The sequence below is a fragment of the Pseudomonas sp. PB101 genome, from assembly GCF_009764265.1.
Taxonomy (GTDB): domain Bacteria; phylum Pseudomonadota; class Gammaproteobacteria; order Pseudomonadales; family Pseudomonadaceae; genus Aquipseudomonas.
On sequence record NZ_RWIR01000073.1, the window covers coordinates 1 to 18,846 of the forward strand.

19 protein-coding genes are annotated in these 18,846 nt (G+C 60.5%); 8 read left to right on the forward strand and 11 right to left on the reverse strand.

Going from position 1 to position 18,846, the window contains the following annotated elements; genetic code table 11:
- Window positions 1–263 precede the first annotated feature (263 nt).
- Window positions 264–452 (forward strand): hypothetical protein, encoded by a 189-nt coding sequence (locus EI969_RS22215; protein WP_056728002.1) that lies wholly within the window; start codon window positions 264–266, stop codon window positions 450–452.
- A gap of 55 nt (window positions 453–507) precedes the next feature.
- On the opposite strand, the gene EI969_RS22220 is transcribed toward EI969_RS22215, so the two are convergent.
- The 8 genes from EI969_RS22220 to EI969_RS22255 all read right to left on the reverse strand — a co-directional run bounded on the left by EI969_RS22220 (window position 508) and on the right by EI969_RS22255 (window position 10,097).
- Window positions 508–1,455, reverse strand: coding sequence for a hypothetical protein (locus EI969_RS22220; protein WP_160389663.1), 948 nt, complete (start codon window positions 1,453–1,455; stop codon window positions 508–510).
- Window positions 1,456–1,641: 186 nt separating this feature from the next.
- Window positions 1,642–2,184 carry a DUF2058 domain-containing protein gene (locus EI969_RS22225; RefSeq protein WP_160389664.1) on the reverse strand — a complete coding sequence of 181 codons (543 nt, stop codon included), beginning with the start codon at window positions 2,182–2,184 and terminating at the stop codon, window positions 1,642–1,644.
- Window positions 2,185–2,212: 28 nt separating this feature from the next.
- Window positions 2,213–3,046 (reverse strand): nucleoside triphosphate pyrophosphohydrolase, encoded by an 834-nt coding sequence (gene mazG / locus EI969_RS22230; protein ID WP_160389775.1) that lies wholly within the window; start codon window positions 3,044–3,046, stop codon window positions 2,213–2,215.
- Window positions 3,047–3,176: 130 nt separating this feature from the next.
- Window positions 3,177–5,420 (reverse strand): GTP diphosphokinase, encoded by a 2,244-nt coding sequence (relA, locus tag EI969_RS22235; protein ID WP_160389665.1) that lies wholly within the window; start codon window positions 5,418–5,420, stop codon window positions 3,177–3,179.
- A gap of 123 nt (window positions 5,421–5,543) precedes the next feature.
- Window positions 5,544–6,896: a 23S rRNA (uracil(1939)-C(5))-methyltransferase RlmD gene (rlmD, locus tag EI969_RS22240; RefSeq protein WP_160389666.1), complete on the reverse strand. Its 1,353-nt coding sequence runs from the start codon at window positions 6,894–6,896 to the stop codon at window positions 5,544–5,546.
- Window positions 6,896–7,798: a cysteine synthase CysM gene (gene cysM, locus EI969_RS22245; protein WP_160389667.1), complete on the reverse strand. Its 903-nt coding sequence runs from the start codon at window positions 7,796–7,798 to the stop codon at window positions 6,896–6,898. Before cysM ends, rlmD begins: the two co-directional genes overlap by 1 nt.
- A gap of 168 nt (window positions 7,799–7,966) precedes the next feature.
- Complete coding sequence (locus EI969_RS22250; RefSeq protein ID WP_160389668.1) at window positions 7,967–9,388, reverse strand: sensor histidine kinase; 1,422 nt, start codon at window positions 9,386–9,388, stop codon at window positions 7,967–7,969.
- Window positions 9,378–10,097, reverse strand: coding sequence for a response regulator transcription factor (locus EI969_RS22255; RefSeq protein WP_160389669.1), 720 nt, complete (start codon window positions 10,095–10,097; stop codon window positions 9,378–9,380). Before EI969_RS22255 ends, EI969_RS22250 begins: the two co-directional genes overlap by 11 nt.
- A 215-nt stretch (window positions 10,098–10,312) precedes the next feature.
- On the opposite strand from EI969_RS22255, the gene EI969_RS22260 reads away from it, so the two are divergent.
- From EI969_RS22260 to EI969_RS22275, 4 genes are all read left to right on the forward strand, one after another.
- Window positions 10,313–13,066 (forward strand): response regulator, encoded by a 2,754-nt coding sequence (locus EI969_RS22260; RefSeq protein WP_160389670.1) that lies wholly within the window; start codon window positions 10,313–10,315, stop codon window positions 13,064–13,066.
- A gap of 120 nt (window positions 13,067–13,186) precedes the next feature.
- Complete coding sequence (locus EI969_RS22265; RefSeq protein WP_160389671.1) at window positions 13,187–14,179, forward strand: 2-hydroxyacid dehydrogenase; 993 nt, start codon at window positions 13,187–13,189, stop codon at window positions 14,177–14,179.
- Window positions 14,180–14,256: 77 nt separating this feature from the next.
- Entirely contained in the window at window positions 14,257–14,691 is a 435-nt protein-coding gene (locus EI969_RS22270; protein ID WP_160389672.1) for a hypothetical protein, read from the forward strand.
- Window positions 14,691–15,095, forward strand: coding sequence for an META domain-containing protein (locus tag EI969_RS22275; RefSeq protein WP_160389673.1), 405 nt, complete (start codon window positions 14,691–14,693; stop codon window positions 15,093–15,095). Before EI969_RS22270 ends, EI969_RS22275 begins: the two co-directional genes overlap by 1 nt.
- Window positions 15,096–15,172: 77 nt before the next feature.
- On the opposite strand, the gene EI969_RS22280 is transcribed toward EI969_RS22275, so the two are convergent.
- Window positions 15,173–15,640 (reverse strand): TlpA disulfide reductase family protein, encoded by a 468-nt coding sequence (locus EI969_RS22280; protein WP_160389674.1) that lies wholly within the window; start codon window positions 15,638–15,640, stop codon window positions 15,173–15,175.
- Window positions 15,641–15,754: 114 nt separating this feature from the next.
- Between EI969_RS22280 and arsC the strand changes: the two genes are divergently transcribed.
- The 3 genes from arsC to EI969_RS22295 are packed head-to-tail and all read left to right on the forward strand — an operon-like array spanning window position 15,755 to window position 17,128.
- Window positions 15,755–16,108: an arsenate reductase (glutaredoxin) gene (gene arsC, locus EI969_RS22285; RefSeq protein WP_160389675.1), complete on the forward strand. Its 354-nt coding sequence runs from the start codon at window positions 15,755–15,757 to the stop codon at window positions 16,106–16,108.
- The gene (gene wrbA, locus EI969_RS22290) at window positions 16,105–16,701 is read left to right on the forward strand and encodes an NAD(P)H:quinone oxidoreductase (RefSeq protein ID WP_160389676.1); all 597 of its coding nucleotides are present in this window, start codon (window positions 16,105–16,107) and stop codon (window positions 16,699–16,701) included. Before arsC ends, wrbA begins: the two co-directional genes overlap by 4 nt.
- A gap of 1 nt (window position 16,702) precedes the next feature.
- On the forward strand, window positions 16,703–17,128 hold the full coding sequence (locus EI969_RS22295) for a DUF2069 domain-containing protein (RefSeq protein WP_160389677.1): 426 nt from the start codon (window positions 16,703–16,705) through the stop codon (window positions 17,126–17,128).
- Between the two features lie 131 nt (window positions 17,129–17,259).
- On the opposite strand, the gene EI969_RS22300 is transcribed toward EI969_RS22295, so the two are convergent.
- A complete protein-coding gene (locus tag EI969_RS22300) occupies window positions 17,260–17,934 on the reverse strand; it encodes a DNA-3-methyladenine glycosylase I (RefSeq protein WP_160389678.1) in 675 nt (224 codons plus the stop codon).
- Between the two features lie 86 nt (window positions 17,935–18,020).
- Window positions 18,021–18,845 carry a tRNA 2-thiocytidine(32) synthetase TtcA gene (gene ttcA, locus EI969_RS22305; protein WP_160389679.1) on the reverse strand — a complete coding sequence of 275 codons (825 nt, stop codon included), beginning with the start codon at window positions 18,843–18,845 and terminating at the stop codon, window positions 18,021–18,023.
- Window position 18,846: the final 1 nt, after the last annotated feature.

The following is an 18,846-nucleotide window of genomic DNA, read 5'->3' on the forward strand; positions in this document are numbered from 1 at the left end:
AGGAGCCGGCTTGCTGGCGATGGCATTTTCAAGGACGCCATCGCCAGCAAGCCGGCTCCTACAGGTGGTGTCTGAACATGAAACGTTTGTCATGAAACCCAGGGGCCTGCGACCGAATGTCACGTGTTTAGCGGGCTGCGGGATTTTCTCCAATTTTGCAAAAGTCTGTTTCCAAATCGAAGCGTTTACTTAGCAAGCTACCAAACTCTATAACAGAGTCCTGCACATGCCTTGCTGCAGATAACAGAGATTGGAGCTAGCAGATGACTGTAAAAGTAACTGAACGCGACGATTCACATAAATCCCATGAGGGTGTAGCCGCCGGTATCCGGATCTGGGACGTGCACCAGCAAGACCTGCTGGTCGGAATGTTCCATTCCGAGACCGACGCGCAAAACTACAGGGCCGAACTGGAAATGCTCGAGCGTAAACGCGAGCTCGCAACCGGTTGAAGACTGACTCCACGTGCAGCCTGCCCTCTTCCTGGCGGGCAGGCTGCAAGCCGAATCAGACAACCTCGATCAACGTCAAATGAAGGTTGTCATCGATCAGCACCGAAGGGACACTTTCAAGAATCCAGCCCGCTTGAAGCCTGACCACCTCGACCTCGCCATCGCCCATTCCGTCATTGCGGATCGAAAACTGCAGCGATGACGGGTGACGCTTGGCGTAATCGAAACTCATGCCGCACGCGATCAGGAAATCGATTTTTGCCTCGGTCAGTTCAACTTGAGTATCGCGCTCGCCTTCTTTCAGACTGTAGTAATCCAGGCACAGGTTGATTGTAAAAGGGCAGCCATTGACGAGACTGTTGATGAACCTTCCTTCATAACCACCAAAATAACTGTGCTCTGCCCGCACACTGCTGAGCTTCTTCACCCTCACCTCGATCCCTTCGGACAGTTTGAACAACCAATACTCCCTATCCGAACCCTGGTGGCTGCCGAAGTCGATACCTGATACATGACGCTTTGGCCACATCGACATCAATGGAATATCAACCTCATAATCTTTATTGGTTATCGCCAACAAATAATTAATAACATCATAATAACTTGACTCACCCTCCCCTACTTTTATAAGTGTCGCACAGCTTCCCGCCAGCAATACGATCTTGCCATAACGCTCCACTGGCAGTTCAGTCATCAATAAAGCCACACACGCTGGCACTTTCTCCAGATAGGCAGAGTTCAGCTCATGGAGCTCCTCTTCATTGCGAACCACGTGCCAGGGTATGTTCCAGAAGAATTCGGGCAGGGTAAAGAACACACAAGCGGATGCGCCATGGTCCTCGCGAGCGGCTTTTGCGGCGATCTTGATTTTTCGGCGCACAAGCTCGGCACGAGCGACCAGCTCATCGTCCAGATAATCGCCAATGGATTGATCGTGCGGTCGCGGCTGTGAAAATTGCGACTTGAAAGTTGGCTGGCGTAACGAAGCGATACTTACAAACATTTATTCCATCCTTGGAAACTAAAGTTTATTAAATTTGTTTTCTCAGACCACAAACATCTTTATAAGCAAAGATTATTTTTGGCAAAAGAAAACCCGAAAGATCGTATCGACACGATCATTCGGGCTCAATGTATAAATCATGAAAAGTACTAGCAAACATGTAAGCCTGCTAGAACATTAAATCGATTACCACATCAGGTCATCAGGAATCTGGTACGCCGCGTACGGATCGTCTTCGACGCTGACCTCTTCGGTCTTCACGTTCATCTGCACGATGCGCTGCGGGTCGCGCTCCTGGATCTTCAGCGCGGCTTCACGGGGGATGACTTCATAGCCGCCGCCATGATGGACGATGGCCAGCGAGCCATTGCTGAGCTTGTTGCGCATCAGGGTATTGACCGAAAGGCGCTTGACCTTCTTGTCGTCGACAAAGTTGTAGTAGTCCTCGGTCGTCAACTTGGGCAGGCGCGTCGCTTCGATCAATTGCTTGACCTGGGCGGTACGGGCCTTGGCCTCAGCCTTTTCCTGCTGCTGGCGGTTGAGTTCCTGGTCGCGCTTGACCTTCTCGGCCATGGCTTCCTGTGCCGCACGCTGCTGGGAGTCATCCAGTTCGACCTGGCCTTTGTGCGCCAGGCGCTGTTGTTTCTGTTTGTCTTTGCTGACCTGCTTGGCCTGCTTCTGGTTGACCAGCCCTGCTTTGAGCAACTGGTCGCGAAGGGAAATGCTCATGGTGCTTATTACTCACTTAGGCCACTGCTCAACCGCAGCTGGGCAAATTCTTTTCCTGACGTTTGGCTTCGCCCCACAAGGCGTCCAACTCTTCGAGGGTGCAATCTTCCATGGGACGACGGGTATCGCGCAATGCCTGTTCGATAAAACGAAAGCGTCTTTCAAACTTGCCGTTGGCGCCACGCAGTGCGGTTTCCGGATCGACCTTGAGATGCCGCGCCAGATTGACCACGGAAAACAGCAGGTCGCCGATCTCGTCGGCCACGGCCTCGGGATCGTTTTCCGACATGGCTTCGAGGACTTCATCGAGCTCCTCACGCACTTTATCCAGCACCGGCAAGGCGTCCGGCCAGTCGAAGCCGACCTGCGCTGCGCGCTTCTGCAATTTTGCCGAGCGCGACAGTGCAGGCAGTGCAGCGGGGACGTCATCGAGCAACGACAACTGCTCCGGTGCCGACGACTTTTCCGCGCGCTCCTCGGCCTTGATCTCTTCCCAGCGCTGCTTGACCTGTTCTTCACTCAGGCGCGGGACATCCAGCGGTGCGTACAGCTCACCCGTGGGGAATACGTGGGGATGACGGCGGATGAGCTTGCGGGTGATGCTGTCGACCACGCCGGCGAACTCGAAACGCCCCTCTTCCCTGGCCAACTGGCTGTAATAGACCACCTGGAACAACAAGTCGCCGAGTTCACCCTGCAAGTGATCGAAGTCACCGCGCTCGATGGCGTCGGCGACTTCGTAGGCTTCTTCCAGAGTGTGGGGGACGATGGTGGCGTAGGTTTGCTTGATGTCCCACGGGCAACCGTACTGCGGATCGCGCAGGCGGTTCATCAGGTGCAGCAAGTCTTCAAGGCTGTACATCATTTATCTGTCTCACCACAAAATCCTGTGGGAGCTGGCTTGCCAGCGATGGCATCACCTCGATACTCCTGAGAGACCGAGTTGCCTGCATCGCTGGCAAGCCAGCTCCCACATTGGATCGATGTCACCATTACGGCGTTCGGTTACGCCGTGTTTCGATGATGTTCGGCAACTGGGATATCCGTCCCAGCAACCGCCCCAGTGCATCCAGACCCGGAATCTCGATGGTCAGGGACATCAGCGCAGTGTTGTCCTCCTTGTTCGAGCGGGTGTTGACCGCCAGCACGTTGATCCGCTCGTTGAGCAGCACTTGCGAGACGTCACGCAGCAGACCGGAACGGTCGTAGGCGCGGATGACGATGTCCACCGGATAGGTGAGCACCGGCACCGGCCCCCAGCTGACCTGGATGATCCGCTCGGGCTCGCGCCCGCCCAGTTGCAGCACCGAGGCGCAGTCCTGGCGGTGAATGCTGACGCCACGGCCCTGGGTGATGTAGCCGACGATCGCATCGCCCGGCAATGGCTGGCAGCAGCCGGCCATCTGGGTCATCAGGTTGCCGACGCCCTGGATCTGGATATCGCCGCGCTTGCCCGGTTTGTAGCCGGTGGCCTTGCGCGGAATCAGTTCCAGCTGTTCGTTGCCGCGCTCCGGCTCGACCAGTTGCTGCGCCAGGTTGACCAGTTGCGCCAGGCGCAAATCGCCGGCACCGAGGGCGGCGAACAGGTCTTCGGCGGTTTTCATGTTGGCCTTGTCGGCCAGCTTGTCAAAATCCACCGCCGGCAGGCCGAGGCGATTGAGCTCGCGCTCGAGCAGGGTTTTACCGGCTGCGACGTTCTGGTCACGGGCCTGCAGCTTGAACCAGTGAACGATCTTGGCCCGCGCCCGCGAGGTGGTGACGTAACCCAGGTTCGGGTTCAGCCAGTCACGACTCGGGGTGCCGTGCTTGCTGGTGATGATCTCGACCTGTTCACCGGTTTGCAGGCTGTAGTTGAGCGGCACGATGCGCCCGTTGATCTTGGCGCCGCGGCAGTTGTGACCGATTTCAGTGTGTACGCGGTAGGCGAAGTCCAGCGGCGTCGCGCCCTTCGGCAAGTCGATGGCATGACCGTCCGGGGTGAAGATGTAGACCCGGTCCGGTTCGATATCGACCCGCAACTGTTCCGCCAGGCCACCGATGTCGCCCAGTTCTTCATGCCACTCGAGCACCTGGCGCAGCCAGGAGATTTTCTCTTCGTAGTGATTGGAACCGGACTTGACGTCGGTGCCTTTGTACTTCCAGTGCGCGCAAACCCCCAGCTCGGCCTCTTCATGCATGGCGTGGGTGCGGATCTGCACTTCCAGCACCTTGCCCTCGGGGCCGATCACCGCCGTGTGCAGCGAGCGGTAGCCGTTTTCCTTGGGGTTGGCGATGTAGTCGTCGAACTCTTTCGGGATGTGTCGCCACAGGGTGTGGACGATACCCAGCGCGGTATAGCAATCGCGCATTTCCGGCACCAGCACACGCACGGCACGCACGTCGTAGATCTGGCTGAACTCCAGACCCTTGCGCTGCATTTTGCGCCAGATCGAATAGATGTGTTTGGCCCGGCCGCTGATGTCGGCATCGACGCCGGTGGCCTGCAATTCGTTTTTCAGCTGGCTCATCACCTCGCTGATGAAGCGCTCGCGATCCAGCCGCCGCTCGTGGAGCAACTTGGCGATCTGCTTGTACTGGTCCGGCTCCAGGTAACGGAAGGACAAGTCCTCCAGTTCCCACTTGATGTGACCGATACCCAGGCGGTGGGCCAGTGGCGCATAGATGTCGAAGACTTCACGGGCCACGCGGTTGCGTTTTTCGTCGTCGGCGGTTTTCACCGCACGAATCGCGCAGGTGCGTTCGGCCAGCTTGATCAGGGCGACGCGAACGTCGTCGACCATGGCCACCAGCATCTTGCGCAGGTTTTCCACCTGGCCCTGGGTGCCCAGCACCAGGGATTTGCGCGGGCTCAGGCTGTCGCTGATCGCGGCCATGCGCAGCACGCCATCGATGAGCTTGGCCACCACCGGGCCGAAGCGCTGGCTGACGGCCGGCAGCTTGATCTGAGCTTCACGCACGCCCCGATAGAGGATCGCGGCGACCAGTGAGTCCTGATCGAGCTTGAGATCGGCGAGAATCTCGGCGATCTCAAGGCCGGTACGGAACGTGGAGTTCCCTTCCGACCATAGATTCTGTGCAGCATTGGCTTGCTGCTCAGCCTCGCGAGCGTACTCGCAGGCTTCTTTCAAGGCTTCGCGATCCAGTGCCAAATCGACACTCACCGCGTGATCGAGCCAAGCCTCGAGATTGATACTGCCGTCGGTGTTGATCGGCTGGTGTGCTCTCACCTGTACCATCTTGCTTACCTTCCCTACGACGCAGATTCAATGCGTCAAATCGCTGACCTTCGTTGCCCGTGTGCCCACGTCGGGCTGGGGTGCGCGGCTGCACGGGCGGGCCAGTCGGACCAGACGAGCATCCTAGCTCGCTTCAAATAACGCCATGGCCTCGACATGTGCCGTTTGAGGAAACATATCGAGAATCCCGGCACGTTTTAACCGGTAGCCCTGCTTGATCAATTCGACCGTGTCGCGCGCCAGAGTTGCCGGGTTGCATGACACATACACCAACCGCTCGGCGCCCAGGGTCTTGAGCTTGCGCACGACCTCGAAAGCACCGTCACGCGGTGGGTCCAAGAGTACCGCACAAAAGCCTTCGGCGGCCCATTCGGCATCCGTCAAAGGCTGGGATAAATCGGCCTGAAAAAACTTCGCGTTATGCAGATTATTGCTAGCGGCGTTCGCGGCTGCCCGCTCGACCATTACCTGTACGCCTTCGACCGCAACGACTTCGCGAACGGTCTGGGCCAGCGGCAAGGCAAAGTTGCCCAGGCCGCAGAACAGATCGAGAACGCGCTCATCCGCGGTCGGCTTCAACCACTCCAGCGCCTGGGCTACCATCGCTTCGTTGACCCCGGCGTTGACCTGAATGAAATCTCCAGGCCGGTAAGCCAGCTCCAGATCCCACTGTTCCAGACGATAGCCCAACGCCTGGTCTGCTTCGACCGGCTGCGGTTCACCCTCACCATGCAGCCACAACTGGGCTTCATGGAACGCGCAGAAATCCTTGAGGATGGTCAGGTCGGCTTCCGATAACGGCGCCATGTGTCGAAGCAAAACCGCCAGCGAGGAACCGCTGAACAATTCCACGTGCCCGAGCGCCTGAGGCTTGCTCAAACGACGGAGCATCTCCGGCAAACGGGTCATGATCGGCTGCAAGGGCTGTACCAGCACCGGACATTCATTGATACCAACAATGTCCTGACTGCCAGCGGCGCGGAATCCTACTTCGAGTTTCTTTGCCTTCATGTCCCAGCGCACGGCGACGCGGGCACGGCGACGGTAGCCGAATTCCGGACCACTCAAAGGCGCCGCCCATTCTTCAGGCTCGACACCGGCAACCTTGGACAATTGCTCGGCAAGCATGCGCTGTTTCAGGGCAAGCTGTTCGTCATGAGGCAGATGCTGCACGCTGCAACCGCCGCAACGGCCGGCATGGGCACACGGCGCCGGACGACGCAATTCGCTGGCCGTGAACACTCGCTCGGTGCGCGCCTCGACCACTTTGCCGTGGGCACCGAGGACGCGCGCTTCGATTTCTTCACCGGCCAACGCACCGATGACGAACCAGGTGCGGCCTTCGAAAAACGCGATGCCGCGACCGTCATTGGCCAGGCGCTCGATGGTCAGGCGCTGCTTCTTGCCGGTCGGGACTTGCGGGGCCTTGCTGCCGCCGGTGGGCTGGAAGCGCAGGCCTCTTTCATGTTTGGCCATCAGTTGGGCGCGTCGAAAATGCCGGTCGACAGGTAACGGTCGCCACGGTCGCAGATGATCGCGACGATCACCGCGTTTTCAACTTCTTTGGACAGGCGCAGCATCGCAGCCACGGCACCGCCCGAGGACACGCCGCAGAAGATGCCTTCTTCGCGGGCCAGGCGACGGGTCACGTCTTCGGCTTCGCTTTGCGCCATGTCGACGATCCGGTCCACGCGGTCAGCCTGGTAGATTTTCGGCAGGTATTCGTGAGGCCAGCGGCGGATACCCGGGATCGCCGAGCCTTCCATCGGTTGCAGGCCGATGATCTCGACGTTTTCGTTCTGCTCTTTCAAGTAGCGCGAAACGCCCATGATGGTCCCGGTGGTGCCCATGGAGCTGACGAAATGGGTGATGCTGCCCTGGGTCTGGCGCCAGATTTCCGGGCCGGTGGTGGTGTAGTGCGCCTCGGGGTTGTCACCGTTGGCGAACTGGTCCAGGACCTTGCCGCGACCTTCGGCTTCCATCTTCTGCGCGAGGTCACGGGCACCTTCCATGCCCTGCTCCTGGCTGACCAGGATCAGCTCGGCGCCATAGGCCGTCATGGCCGCCTTGCGTTCGGCACTGGAGTTGTCCGGCATGATCAGGATCATCTTGTAACCCTTGATCGCAGCGGCCATGGCCAAGGCGATCCCGGTGTTGCCCGAGGTCGCTTCGATCAGCGTATCGCCGGCGTGGATCTGCCCGCGCAGTTCGGCGCGGGTGATCATCGACAGCGCCGGACGGTCCTTGACCGAACCCGCCGGGTTGTTCCCTTCGAGCTTGAGCAATAGGGTATTGCTGGTGGCGCCGGGCAGGCGCTGCAAACGGACCAGCGGAGTGTTGCCGACGCAATCGGCGATGGTTGGGTACTGCAAGGTCATGGCGTATTCGCAATCCAGACTGCGGGGGCGCCTATCATACCGGCAAACCTCGCAAGGCCATATCACGCAAAGTGTGATGCTTATGGTTTATGGGAATAAGGCTTGGTTTTGTGGTGAATGGATCGGCCTCATCGCGGGCAAGCCCGCTCCCACAGAGGGCTGAGGTGATCACACATTTTGCGGTTGAAACACCGTCAGTGTGGGAGCGGGCTTGCCCGCGATGGCGTCGTCAAGAGCATCACCATCATCCGCCAACAACCGCATATTCAGCCGCAACCCGGTCCCGGTGTTCTGCGCCCAAAGTTGTCCACCCTGACGCTGCACCGCATTGCGCGCAATGCTCAGTCCCAACCCGAATCCACCATCCCCCGGCCTTGAGCCGTCAAGACGGGTAAACGGCAGGAAGATCCGTTCCAGATCGGCCTCCGCCACACCGCCGCCCTGATCCTCCAGCCACAGGTACCAGAAATCGCCATCACGCCGTCCGCCTAATTGGACAATGCCTCCGGCCGGCGAATGACGAATCGCATTTCGCAGAATGTTTTCCAGTGCCTGGGCCAGGGTATTGAGATGACCGCGCACCCAGCAGGATGAGTCCACCGTGCATTGCAACCGGGTATCCGGCCAGCCACTTTCATAGCAGGCATTCTCGGTGAGCATTTCCCACAGCGCCTGGATCTGGATGGCTTCGTCGGGCAGCCGGGTGCGTTCGGTGTCCAGCCAGGCCAGTTGCAACGTGTCTTCCACCAGGCGCTGCATGCCATCGACCTCACGACCGATGCGTTCGCGCAACAACTCCAGCCCCTGCTCACTTTCACTGGCCACCCGCAGGCGGCTCAAGGGCGTACGCAATTCGTGGGACAAGTCGCGCAGCAGTTGCTGTTGCAAGGCCACGGTACTTTGCAGGCGCTCGGACATGTGATCGAACGCCCTGCCCAACTCACCCAGTTCATCGGAACGATTGGTGGTCCGGCTCGATAGCCGTACGTTCAGCTGATCGGCACGCCAGGCATTGGCCTGCGCGCGCAGGTGGTTGAGTGGCACCACCAACAGACGGTACAACCCGACGCACAGCAGCAGGGTGAACAATCCCGGAATCACGCCGTTGGTGATCACCCGCCAGAACACTCGGTAATGCCCGGGAACGAAGCGCTTGGGCAGCTCGATCACCAGGCTGCCGACGGAAGGATCGCCGGGAAAGGGTATGCGCATCCAGGGCCGGCCTTTCTTGTGGATCGGCCAATCGAGGCCGCGCAAAAAAGTCAGGCGTTCGACTTCCTTGTCGGTCAGCGCCTGGTTGCTCAAGGACTGCAAATCACCGCCTATGACACCGACCCAGCCTTTTTCCCGCTGATGCATGCCTTGCAGCCAGTCATCGATGCCGGCGCTCTGGCGCTGCTGCCAGGCCTGTTCGGCTTCGGCGGCGTAGCGCGTCAGGGTGCCGCGGGCCTCATCGGAGAGGAACTGGTTGCGCTGCTCCATGTAACGGCCCCAGGACCAACTCAACCAGATCATCAGCAGACAGAAAGCGACCAATAGACAAGCCAGTTTCCAGAACAGCGAATGCCTGCCCGGCAATTTACATTTCATCGGCGGCGCTCAGGATGTAGCCCTTGCCCCATACCGTACGCACCTCGCGATCGGTGTAGCCAATGGCCTTGAGCTTGCGGCGAATCTGGCTGATGTGCATGTCCAGGCTGCGGTCATGGGCTGCGTACCCACGCTGCAGCACCTGCTGATAAAGGAAGGCTTTGCTCAATACTTCGTCGGCGCTGCGGTGCAGCGTCTCCAGCAAACGATATTCACTGCGGGTCAGGCCGCCAGCCTGCTCGCCATAAAACACCTCGAAGCTTTCATCGTCGAAGCGCAGGTTGTCCATCGAAGGGGTCGGTACCGGGGGTGCGGGCCGACGGTCGAGGGCCACCCGTCGCAGAATGGCTTCGATGCGTACCCGCAACTCCACCATGCTGAAGGGCTTTGGCAGGTAATCGTCGGCCCCCAGGCGAAAGCCACTGATGCGATCGGCCTCGGCGCCGAGGGCCGACATCAGCAACACCGGGGTGGCATGGCTCTGGCGCAATTGGGTGAGTACCGCCAGGCCGTCCAGGCCCGGCAGCAGAATATCCATCAGCACCACGTCGAAGGGTTGCCGGCGGGCGATGTCCAGGCCCTCCTGGCCGTTCTGGCACCAGGTCACCTGGAAGCCGCTGCGGTCCAGGTGCTCGTGAACATAGGCGCCGAGCACCGGGTCGTCTTCGATGGACAGGATTCGGGGAAGGCCGGCAGCGATGGGAGTCATGACTATCTGCAAATAATTCTCAGTTGATCGATTATTCAAGATTGCTTCGCCAGGGGCAACCCACGGTTTGTCCGTATCGCCAAAGAGCCGCCCGGGCCGACGAATGACAGCACCATTTATACGAAGATTGCCCGCGAGCAAATCGCTACACTGCGCAAGTGGTGCATGGCGGATGCATGTGCAGTTCTATGAATAGCGGGATGCAGGAGAGATGCGTGCTCAAGAAACTGGGAATCAAAGGCCGCGTGCTGTTGCTGACCCTGTTGCCGACCAGCCTGATGGCGTTGGTGCTGGGGGGTTATTTTACCTGGATGCAACAGACTGACCTGCAAACCCAACTCATGCAGCGCGGCGAAATGATCGCCGAGCAGTTGGCGCCACTGGCGGCGCCAGCGATGGGCCACCAGGACAACGAACTGCTCGAGCGCATCGCCACCCAGGCCCTGGAACAAACCGATGTACGGGCCGTGACCTTCCTGGCTCCCGACCGCACCCTGCTGGCCCACGCCGGGCCGACCATGCTCAACCAGACACCCTCCGGCACCGGCACGCAGATGCTGCGCCGCAGTGGCAGCGATGCGACCCGCTACCTGCTGCCGGTGTTCGGCAAACACCGCAACCTGGCCGGCGACGTGATTCCCGAAGAAGCCGACCGCCTGCTGGGCTGGGTCGAACTTGAACTGTCCCATAACGGCATGCTGTTGCGCGGTTACCGCAGCCTGTTCGCCAGCCTGATGCTGATCATCGGGGGACTGATCGGTGCGGCACTGCTGGCCCTGCGCATGGGCCGCACGATCAATCGGCCGCTGAGCCAGATCAAGCAGGCCGTGACTCAACTCAAGGACGGTCACCTGGAAACCCGCTTGCCGCCTCTCGGCAGCCAGGAGCTGGACGAGCTGGCGTCGGGCATCAACCGCATGGCCGGCACCCTGCAAAACGCCCAGGAAGAATTGCAGCACAGCATCGACCAGGCCACCGAAGACGTGCGCCAGAACCTGGAAACCATCGAGATCCAGAACATCGAGCTGGACCTGGCGCGCAAGGAAGCCCTGGAGGCGAGCCGGATCAAGTCCGAATTCCTCGCCAACATGAGTCATGAAATCCGCACGCCGCTCAACGGCATTCTCGGTTTCACTCACTTGTTGCAAAAAAGCGAGCTGACCCCACGCCAGCTCGACTACCTGGGCACCATCGAAAAATCCGCCGACAGCCTGCTGGGCATCATCAACGAGATTCTCGACTTCTCGAAAATCGAGGCCGGCAAGCTGGTGCTCGACCATATTCCGTTCAACCTGCGCGACCTGCTGCAAGACACCCTGACCATCCTCGCCCCCGCCGCCCACGCCAAGCAGCTGGAACTGGTGAGCCTGGTATACCGCGACACGCCGCTGTCCCTGGTGGGCGACCCACTGCGGCTCAAGCAGATCCTGACGAACCTGGTGAGCAATGCGATCAAGTTCACCCGCGAAGGCACCATCGTCGCCCGCGCCATGCTCGAAGAAGAACACGAAGACACCGTGCAGTTGCGCATCAGCATTCAGGACACCGGCATCGGGCTGTCGAACCAGGACGTGCGCGCCCTGTTCCAGGCCTTCAGCCAGGCCGACAACTCGCTGTCGCGGCAACCCGGCGGCACTGGCCTGGGCCTGGTGATTTCCAAGCGCCTGATCGAACAGATGGGCGGCGAGATCGGCGTCGACAGCACGCCAGGGGAAGGCTCGGAATTCTGGATCAGCCTGAGCCTGCCGAAAACCCGCGACGATGCCGAAGACTTGCCCGCCGCGCCCTTGCTCGGACGCCGGGTGGCGGTGCTGGAAAACCACGAGCTGGCGCGACAGGCGCTGCAGCATCAACTGGAAGACTGTGGCCTGAGCACCACGCCGTTCAATACCCTGGAAAGCCTGACCAATGGCGTCACCGCCGCCCACCAGACCGATCAGGCGATCGACCTCGCCGTGCTCGGCATCACCAGCAACGACATGCCGCCGGAACGCCTCAACCAGCACATATGGGATCTCGAACATCTTGGCTGCAAAGTGCTGGTACTGTGCCCGACCACGGAACAGACACTGTTCCATCTTTCCGTGCCCAACCCCCACAGCCAGCTCCAGGCGAAACCGGCCTGCACGCGCAAGTTGCGCCGCTCCCTGTCTGACCTGGTCAGCCCGCGCCCGATGCGCAATGAACCGGGCGAGCCGCTGTCCAGCCGGGCCCCGAAGGTCCTGTGCGTCGATGACAATCCAGCCAACCTGATGCTGGTGCAGACCCTGCTCGAAGACATGGGCGCCAAGGTGCTCGCCGTGGAAAGCGGTTATGCCGCCGTCAAGGCAGTGCAGAACGAGGCATTCGATCTGGTCTTGATGGACGTGCAGATGCCCGGCATGGACGGACGCCAGAGCACCGAGGCGATCCGCCAGTGGGAAAGCGAACGGCATTGCACGCCGCTGCCGATCGTGGCCCTCACCGCCCACGCCATGGCCAACGAAAAACGCGCGCTGCTGCAAAGCGGCATGGACGACTACCTGACCAAACCGATCAGCGAACGGCAATTGGCGCAGGTGGTGCTGAAGTGGAGCGGCCTGGCACTGCGCAATCACAGCCCGGAGCGCTCCGGCGACGGGCATGGCGGCGCCCATGAACTGCTGGTGCTCGACCACGAGGAAGGATTGCGCCTGGCCGCCGGCAAGGCGGATCTGGCGGCGGACATGCTGGCCATGCTGCTCGCCTCCCTGGAGGCCGACCGCGAAGCCATTCGCCTCGCCCAGCAAAGCAATGACCACAACGCCCTGATCGAACGGGTCCATCGCCTGCACGGCGCGACGCGTTACTGCGGCGTACCGCAATTGCGCGCGGCCTGCCAACGCAGCGAAACCCTGCTCAAGCAACAGGACCCGAAAGCCAGCATGGCGCTCGATGAACTCGACCGGGCGATCAATCGTCTGGCGGCCCAGGCGCGCATGAATGCTTGATGCAGCGCAAACACTGTAGGAGCCGGCTTGCCGGCGATGACGGCCGCAAAATCCACGTAGCCCTTGAGGCTGCGATCGCCGGCAAGCCGGCTCCTACAGAATTGGGATAGAGAGGACATCATGCGTACGATTTTTTTCAGCAGCCAGAACTACGACCGCGACAGTTTTCTCGCTGCCGAACAACCGGCCGGTATCGAGCTGCAATTTCAGCCTGCGCGCCTGAGCCTCGACACCGTGGCGCTCGCCCAAGGCCATGAAGCGGTCTGCGCGTTCATCAATGATGACCTCGGCGCGGCGGTGCTCGAACGCCTGGCCGCTGGCGGCACACGCCTGATCGCCCTCCGCTCGGCCGGTTACAACCACGTCGACCTGCCGACGGCAAAGCGTCTGGGCCTGGCCATCGTGCGCGTCCCGGCCTACTCGCCCCACGCCGTGGCCGAACATGCGGTAGCGCTGATCCTCGCACTCAACCGCCGCTTGACCCGTGCCTACAACCGCACTCGCGAAGGTGACTTCAGGCTGCAGGGGCTGACCGGTTTCGACCTGGTGGGCAAGACCGTCGGCGTGGTCGGCACCGGGCAGATCGGCGCTACCTTTGCAAAGATCATGAACGGTTTTGGCTGCAAGCTACTGGCCTACGACCCCTACCCAAACCCGCAGGTCGAAGCCCTCGGCGCGCGTTACCTGAGCCTGCCGCAACTGCTGGCCGAATCGCAGATCATCAGCCTGCACTGCCCGCTCAACGAGCAGAGCAAGCACCTTATCAACCGCCAATCACTGGCGCAGATGCAACCGGGCGCGATGCTGATCAATACCGGGCGTGGCGGCCTGGTGGACACCCCGGCGCTGATCGACGCCTTGAAAGACGGCCGCCTGGGTTACCTGGGACTGGATGTGTATGAGGAAGAAGCGCAACTGTTCTTCGAGGACCGCTCCGACCTGCCGCTGCAAGACGATGTGCTGGCACGGTTGCTGACCTTTCCCAACGTGATCGTCACCGCGCACCAGGCCTTCCTGACCCGCGAAGCGCTGGACGCGATTGCCACCATCACATTGCGCAACATTTCAGCCTGGGCGGCGGGTACCCCGGAAAACCTGGTGACGGGAGACTGAAACGGATCGAAGGTCATCTGCCTGCGCGATGCGGTGTGCAAGCCCGTGATAGCATATCGCGCATATTTGGAGGACCCATGGTCGAACACGATTTCCGCTACAGCCTGATGAACCCGCAACACACCCTCACCGAATGCCGCGCCCTGGTGCCGGGGCGTTATCAGGTCACCGGCAACGGTGGCTCGATTCGCAACAACGACGTGCTGGTCGTGACCCTCAAGGGTGCCAAGGACTTGTCCATGCGCCTGACCGTCGAAACGGTTCGCCACCTGATCAACCCGCCTGGCCAATGGGTCGCGGTGGCCAGTGGCCCGGTGTTCGGCGAACTGGCGATTCACACCTGGCAAGTGAACTGTGACAGCTGCGCCAAAGAGCTGAGCTTCGAGTTCGCTGTCGATGCCAAGCTGGTCAACAAGGCCGAAAAGCCGGCCGCCTCCGCGCGAATCGCCGAGCTGGGCTGGACCACCGTCGGCGAGAAACACCTGTGCCCGAAATGCCAGGAGCCCGCGTGATGAAACGCCTCGCTCTGACCGCCATGGTCGGCGCCAGCCTGCTGGGCTGCGCCGCCGAGCCGGTGCAACTTGAACCAAACCGCAGCTACATTCTGGAGTGGATCGGCGAGCGGCCGCTGATGGACTACAGCCACCTGACCATTACCCTCGGTGAAGATGGCCGGGCCTATGGCAATGGCGGCTGCAACCACTGGTTCGCGCCGTACACCCTTGATGGCGACAAACTGACCTTCGGCAAAGTCGGCAGCACCCGCAAAATGTGCGCGCCGGCACTGATGGAACAGGAAAAGCGTTTCCTTCAGGCCCTGGAAAACGTCCAGCGCTGGGACGTCTCCCCGATCGAGCAGATCCGCTTCTGGCCGGCCGAAGGCAAACCGCTGCGCTGGTGGCTTGAGGAGGGTTGATCGCCCTCTGTTTCATGTGAATGACTGTGGTGAGGGGGCTTGCCCCCTCGCCACAAAAAGCCCGATCGCCACAGTGTTCAATTTTTCGCCTGCAACGCCTCAAGCTTCGCCATCACCCCCGCCGCCGTCTGCTCCCCCATCAACTGCTCACGCACCTTGCCCTTGTTATCGATGATGTAGGTCACCGGCAACGCCTCGCTGCGCGGTAGCTCAAACACTTCGGAAGGGTCCTGGGCCAGCACCGTGAACCTGATCCCCAGTTTCTCGCTCGCACTCTTGAGCTCTTGCCCCTGGACGTTGTCGAAGTTGACTCCGAACACACCGATTTTCCTGTCCTTGAGTTGCTCGGCCAGGGTGTTCAACTCCGGGATCTCGGTTCGGCAAGGCCCGCACCATTCCGCCCAGTAGTTGAGCACCAGCCATTTGCCGTCCAGCCGGTCGGCGGCGATCTTGTGGCCGTCCTGGTCGATGCCATAGTCATTCCCGCAGCCCCCCAGCATCAACGCTCCGATGATCGCCAATGCTGCTGCCAGTCGCCTTGTCATGTCGTGTTCCTTGTCAAAAATTGAATGCGCCTGCGACCCATCGCCTCTCACGGTTCTGGATTGCGCGCTGCACAGTTAGAATAGCCGCCACCTTACGCAAGATGCGACCCGCTCATGACCGATCTGACGCTTTATCACAACCCGCGCTGCTCGAAATCCCGCGGTGCGCTCGAACTGCTTGAAGCCCGTGGCCTGACCCCGACCGTGGTCCGTTACCTGGACACGCCGCTGGACGCCGCGCAAATCCAGGGCCTGCTGGGCAAACTCGGGATCAGCGCCCGGCAACTGCTGCGCACCGGCGAAGACGAGTACAAGACCCTCGACCTGGCCGACACCAGCCTGAGCGAAGCGCAATTGATCGCCGCCATCGCCGCCCACCCGAAACTGATGGAGCGCCCGATTCTCGAAGTCGGCGACAAAGCCATCATCGGCCGTCCTCCGGAGCAGATCCTGGAACTGTTGCCATGACTGCGCCTTACATTCTGGTCCTGTACTACAGCCGCAGCGGCTCGACCAACGAAATGGCCCGGCAGATTGCCCGTGGCGTTGAACAGGCCGGGCTTGAAGCGCGCCTGCGCACGGTGCCGGCGATTTCCACCGAATGCGAAGCCGTGTCCCCGGAAATTCCCGACGAAGGTGCGCTCTATGCCAGCCTCGACGACCTGAAGAACTGCGCCGGCCTGGCGCTCGGCAGCCCGACCCGCTTCGGCAATATGGCCGCACCGCTCAAGTACTTCCTCGACGGTACCAGCAACCTGTGGCTGACCGGTGCCCTGGTGGGCAAACCGGCGGGTGTGTTCACTTCCACGGCGAGCCTGCACGGCGGCCAGGAAACCACCTTGCTGTCGATGATGCTGCCGCTGCTGCACCACGGCATGCTGATCACCGGCTTGCCCTACAGCGAATCGGCACTCCTGGAAACCCAGGGCGGCGGCACGCCGTACGGCGCCAGCCACCATGCCGGTGCCGACGGCAAAAGCGGCCTGGATACCCATGAAGTGGCACTGTGCCGCGCGCTGGGCATGCGCCTGGCGAAGACTGCACAGAAACTGGAGAGCTGAGGTGGCCAAGAAGCCGAAGATTCTGCCCACCCTCGAATGGCTCGAACCACGCGTGAAGGCGATGCGCGTCATCAGCCTGCTGTGTTTTTTGGGGCTGGTGGGACTGTTGTGCGTCTACTACCTGCTGGTCGCAGACCTGCATGGCGCCCGGCCCTGGGTGATTCTGCTGATCGAACTGGTGCCACTGTTGATATTGGCGCCAGGAATGATCATCGGCAGCCCGCGCGGGCATTCGTGGATGTGCTTTGTGGTGAACCTGTACTTCATCAAGGGCGCATTGGCGGCCTATGACCCGAACCGGCAGATCTTCGGCTTGCTGGAGATGGGCGCGAGCCTGGCGGTGTTCTGCTCGGCGCTGCTGTATGTGCGCTGGCGGTATCAGTTGAACCGCAAGCTGGCTGGCGAGGGTGAGATTTCCGTCGCCTGATCGGGCCTCATCGCTGGCAAGCCAGCTCCCACAGGTTTTTTTGTGTCGATCACACATTTGTGATTCAACAGAGATCCTGTGGGAGCTGCGGTGCGACGATTCGACTTGCCCGCGATTCGGGCGACTCGATCTTAATGATTCACTGTATAAGCCAGCATCATCGAAATCTGGCTCATCGGCCGCCCGCCGCTTTCTTCATGCCACCGGTTGAACACGTCCTGCACCAACGCCAGGTCGCGCAGGCTGCTCGGCACTTTGTCGATGATGTCCTGCGCATTCAGTGCCGCCACCACGTCATAGCTCGGTACAAAGGTGTCCTTGCCGATCATCCGCAAGAAGCGCGGGGCTGACAGCCCGCCCAACTGATGGCCGCGTTTTTTCAGGAAGGTCCAGAGCCCGACGATATCGGTCACCGGCCAGTCGGCGACCAGCGCACCGAAGCTGCCCTTTTCATGGGCCACGTCCAGTATGAACTGCGCATTGCGCGGCACGCTCTTGAGCTTGCCCAGGTGACGGATGATCCGCGTGTCCTGCATCAGGCGCTCAAGGTGCTCGGCGCTCATCAGCACGACTTTTTCCGGGTCGAACCTGAAGAACACTTCTTCGAAAGCCGGCCACTTGGCATCCACCAGGCTGTGCTTGAGCCCGGCGCGGAACACCCGCAGCGCCATCGTCGAGAGGTAGCGATCGTCGCTGATCTTGCGCAGTTGTGCGGGAGTCTTGGGAACGGGCAGATGGGCTTCCAGTTCAGCCGCCGAACCGAAGCGGTTCAGGCAGTATTCGTTCAGCCACTTGTAATCGCGCATGCCCTCTCCTGAGGAATGAAAAATGAACTGCCCACTTGCAACAAAACCTGTGGGAGCCAGTCTGCTGGCACCCACAGTAATGGTGTTTAGAGGTTGACCACGTTGACGAAGCGCGATGCCGCGGACTCGTCAATCTTCAGGCTGGTGAAGTCAAACAGATTGCGGTCCGCCAATTGCGACGGGATCACGTTCTGCAGGCTGCGGAAAATGCTCTCGGTCCGGCCCGGGGTCTTGCGATCCCAGTCCTGCAGCATGTCCTTGACCACCTGACGCTGCAGGTTTTCCTGGGAGCCGCAGAGGTTGCACGGGATGATCGGGAATTGCTTGAAGTCCGAGTAGGCCTGAATGTCTTTTTCGTTGCAGTAGGCCAGCGGGCGGATCACCACGTTACGACCATCGTCGGCGCGCAACTTTGGCGGCATGGCCTTGAGCGAACCGTTGAAGAACATGTTCAGGAAGAACGTTTCGACGATGTCGTCGCGGTGGTGACCGAGGGCCATCTTGGTCGCGCCGATTTCGTCGGCAAAGGTGTAGAGCGTGCCGCGACGCAGACGCGAGCATAGCGAGCAAGTGGTCTTGCCTTCCGGAATCAGCTCCTTGACCACCGAATACGTGTCTTTCTCGACAATGTGGTATTCGACGCCCAGTTCTTTCAGGTAGGCCGGCAGCACGTGCTCCGGGAAGCCCGGCTGCTTCTGGTCCATGTTCACGGCCACGATCTCGAACTTGATCGGCGCGACCTTCTGCAAGTGCATCAGCACATCGAGCATGGTGTAGCTGTCCTTGCCACCGGACAGGCAGACCATGACCTTGTCGCCGTCTTCAATCATGTTGAAATCGGCAACCGCCTCACCGGCCAGTCGGCGAAGGCGCTTTTGCAGTTTGTTCTGGTTGACCGTGAGAGTGCCCATG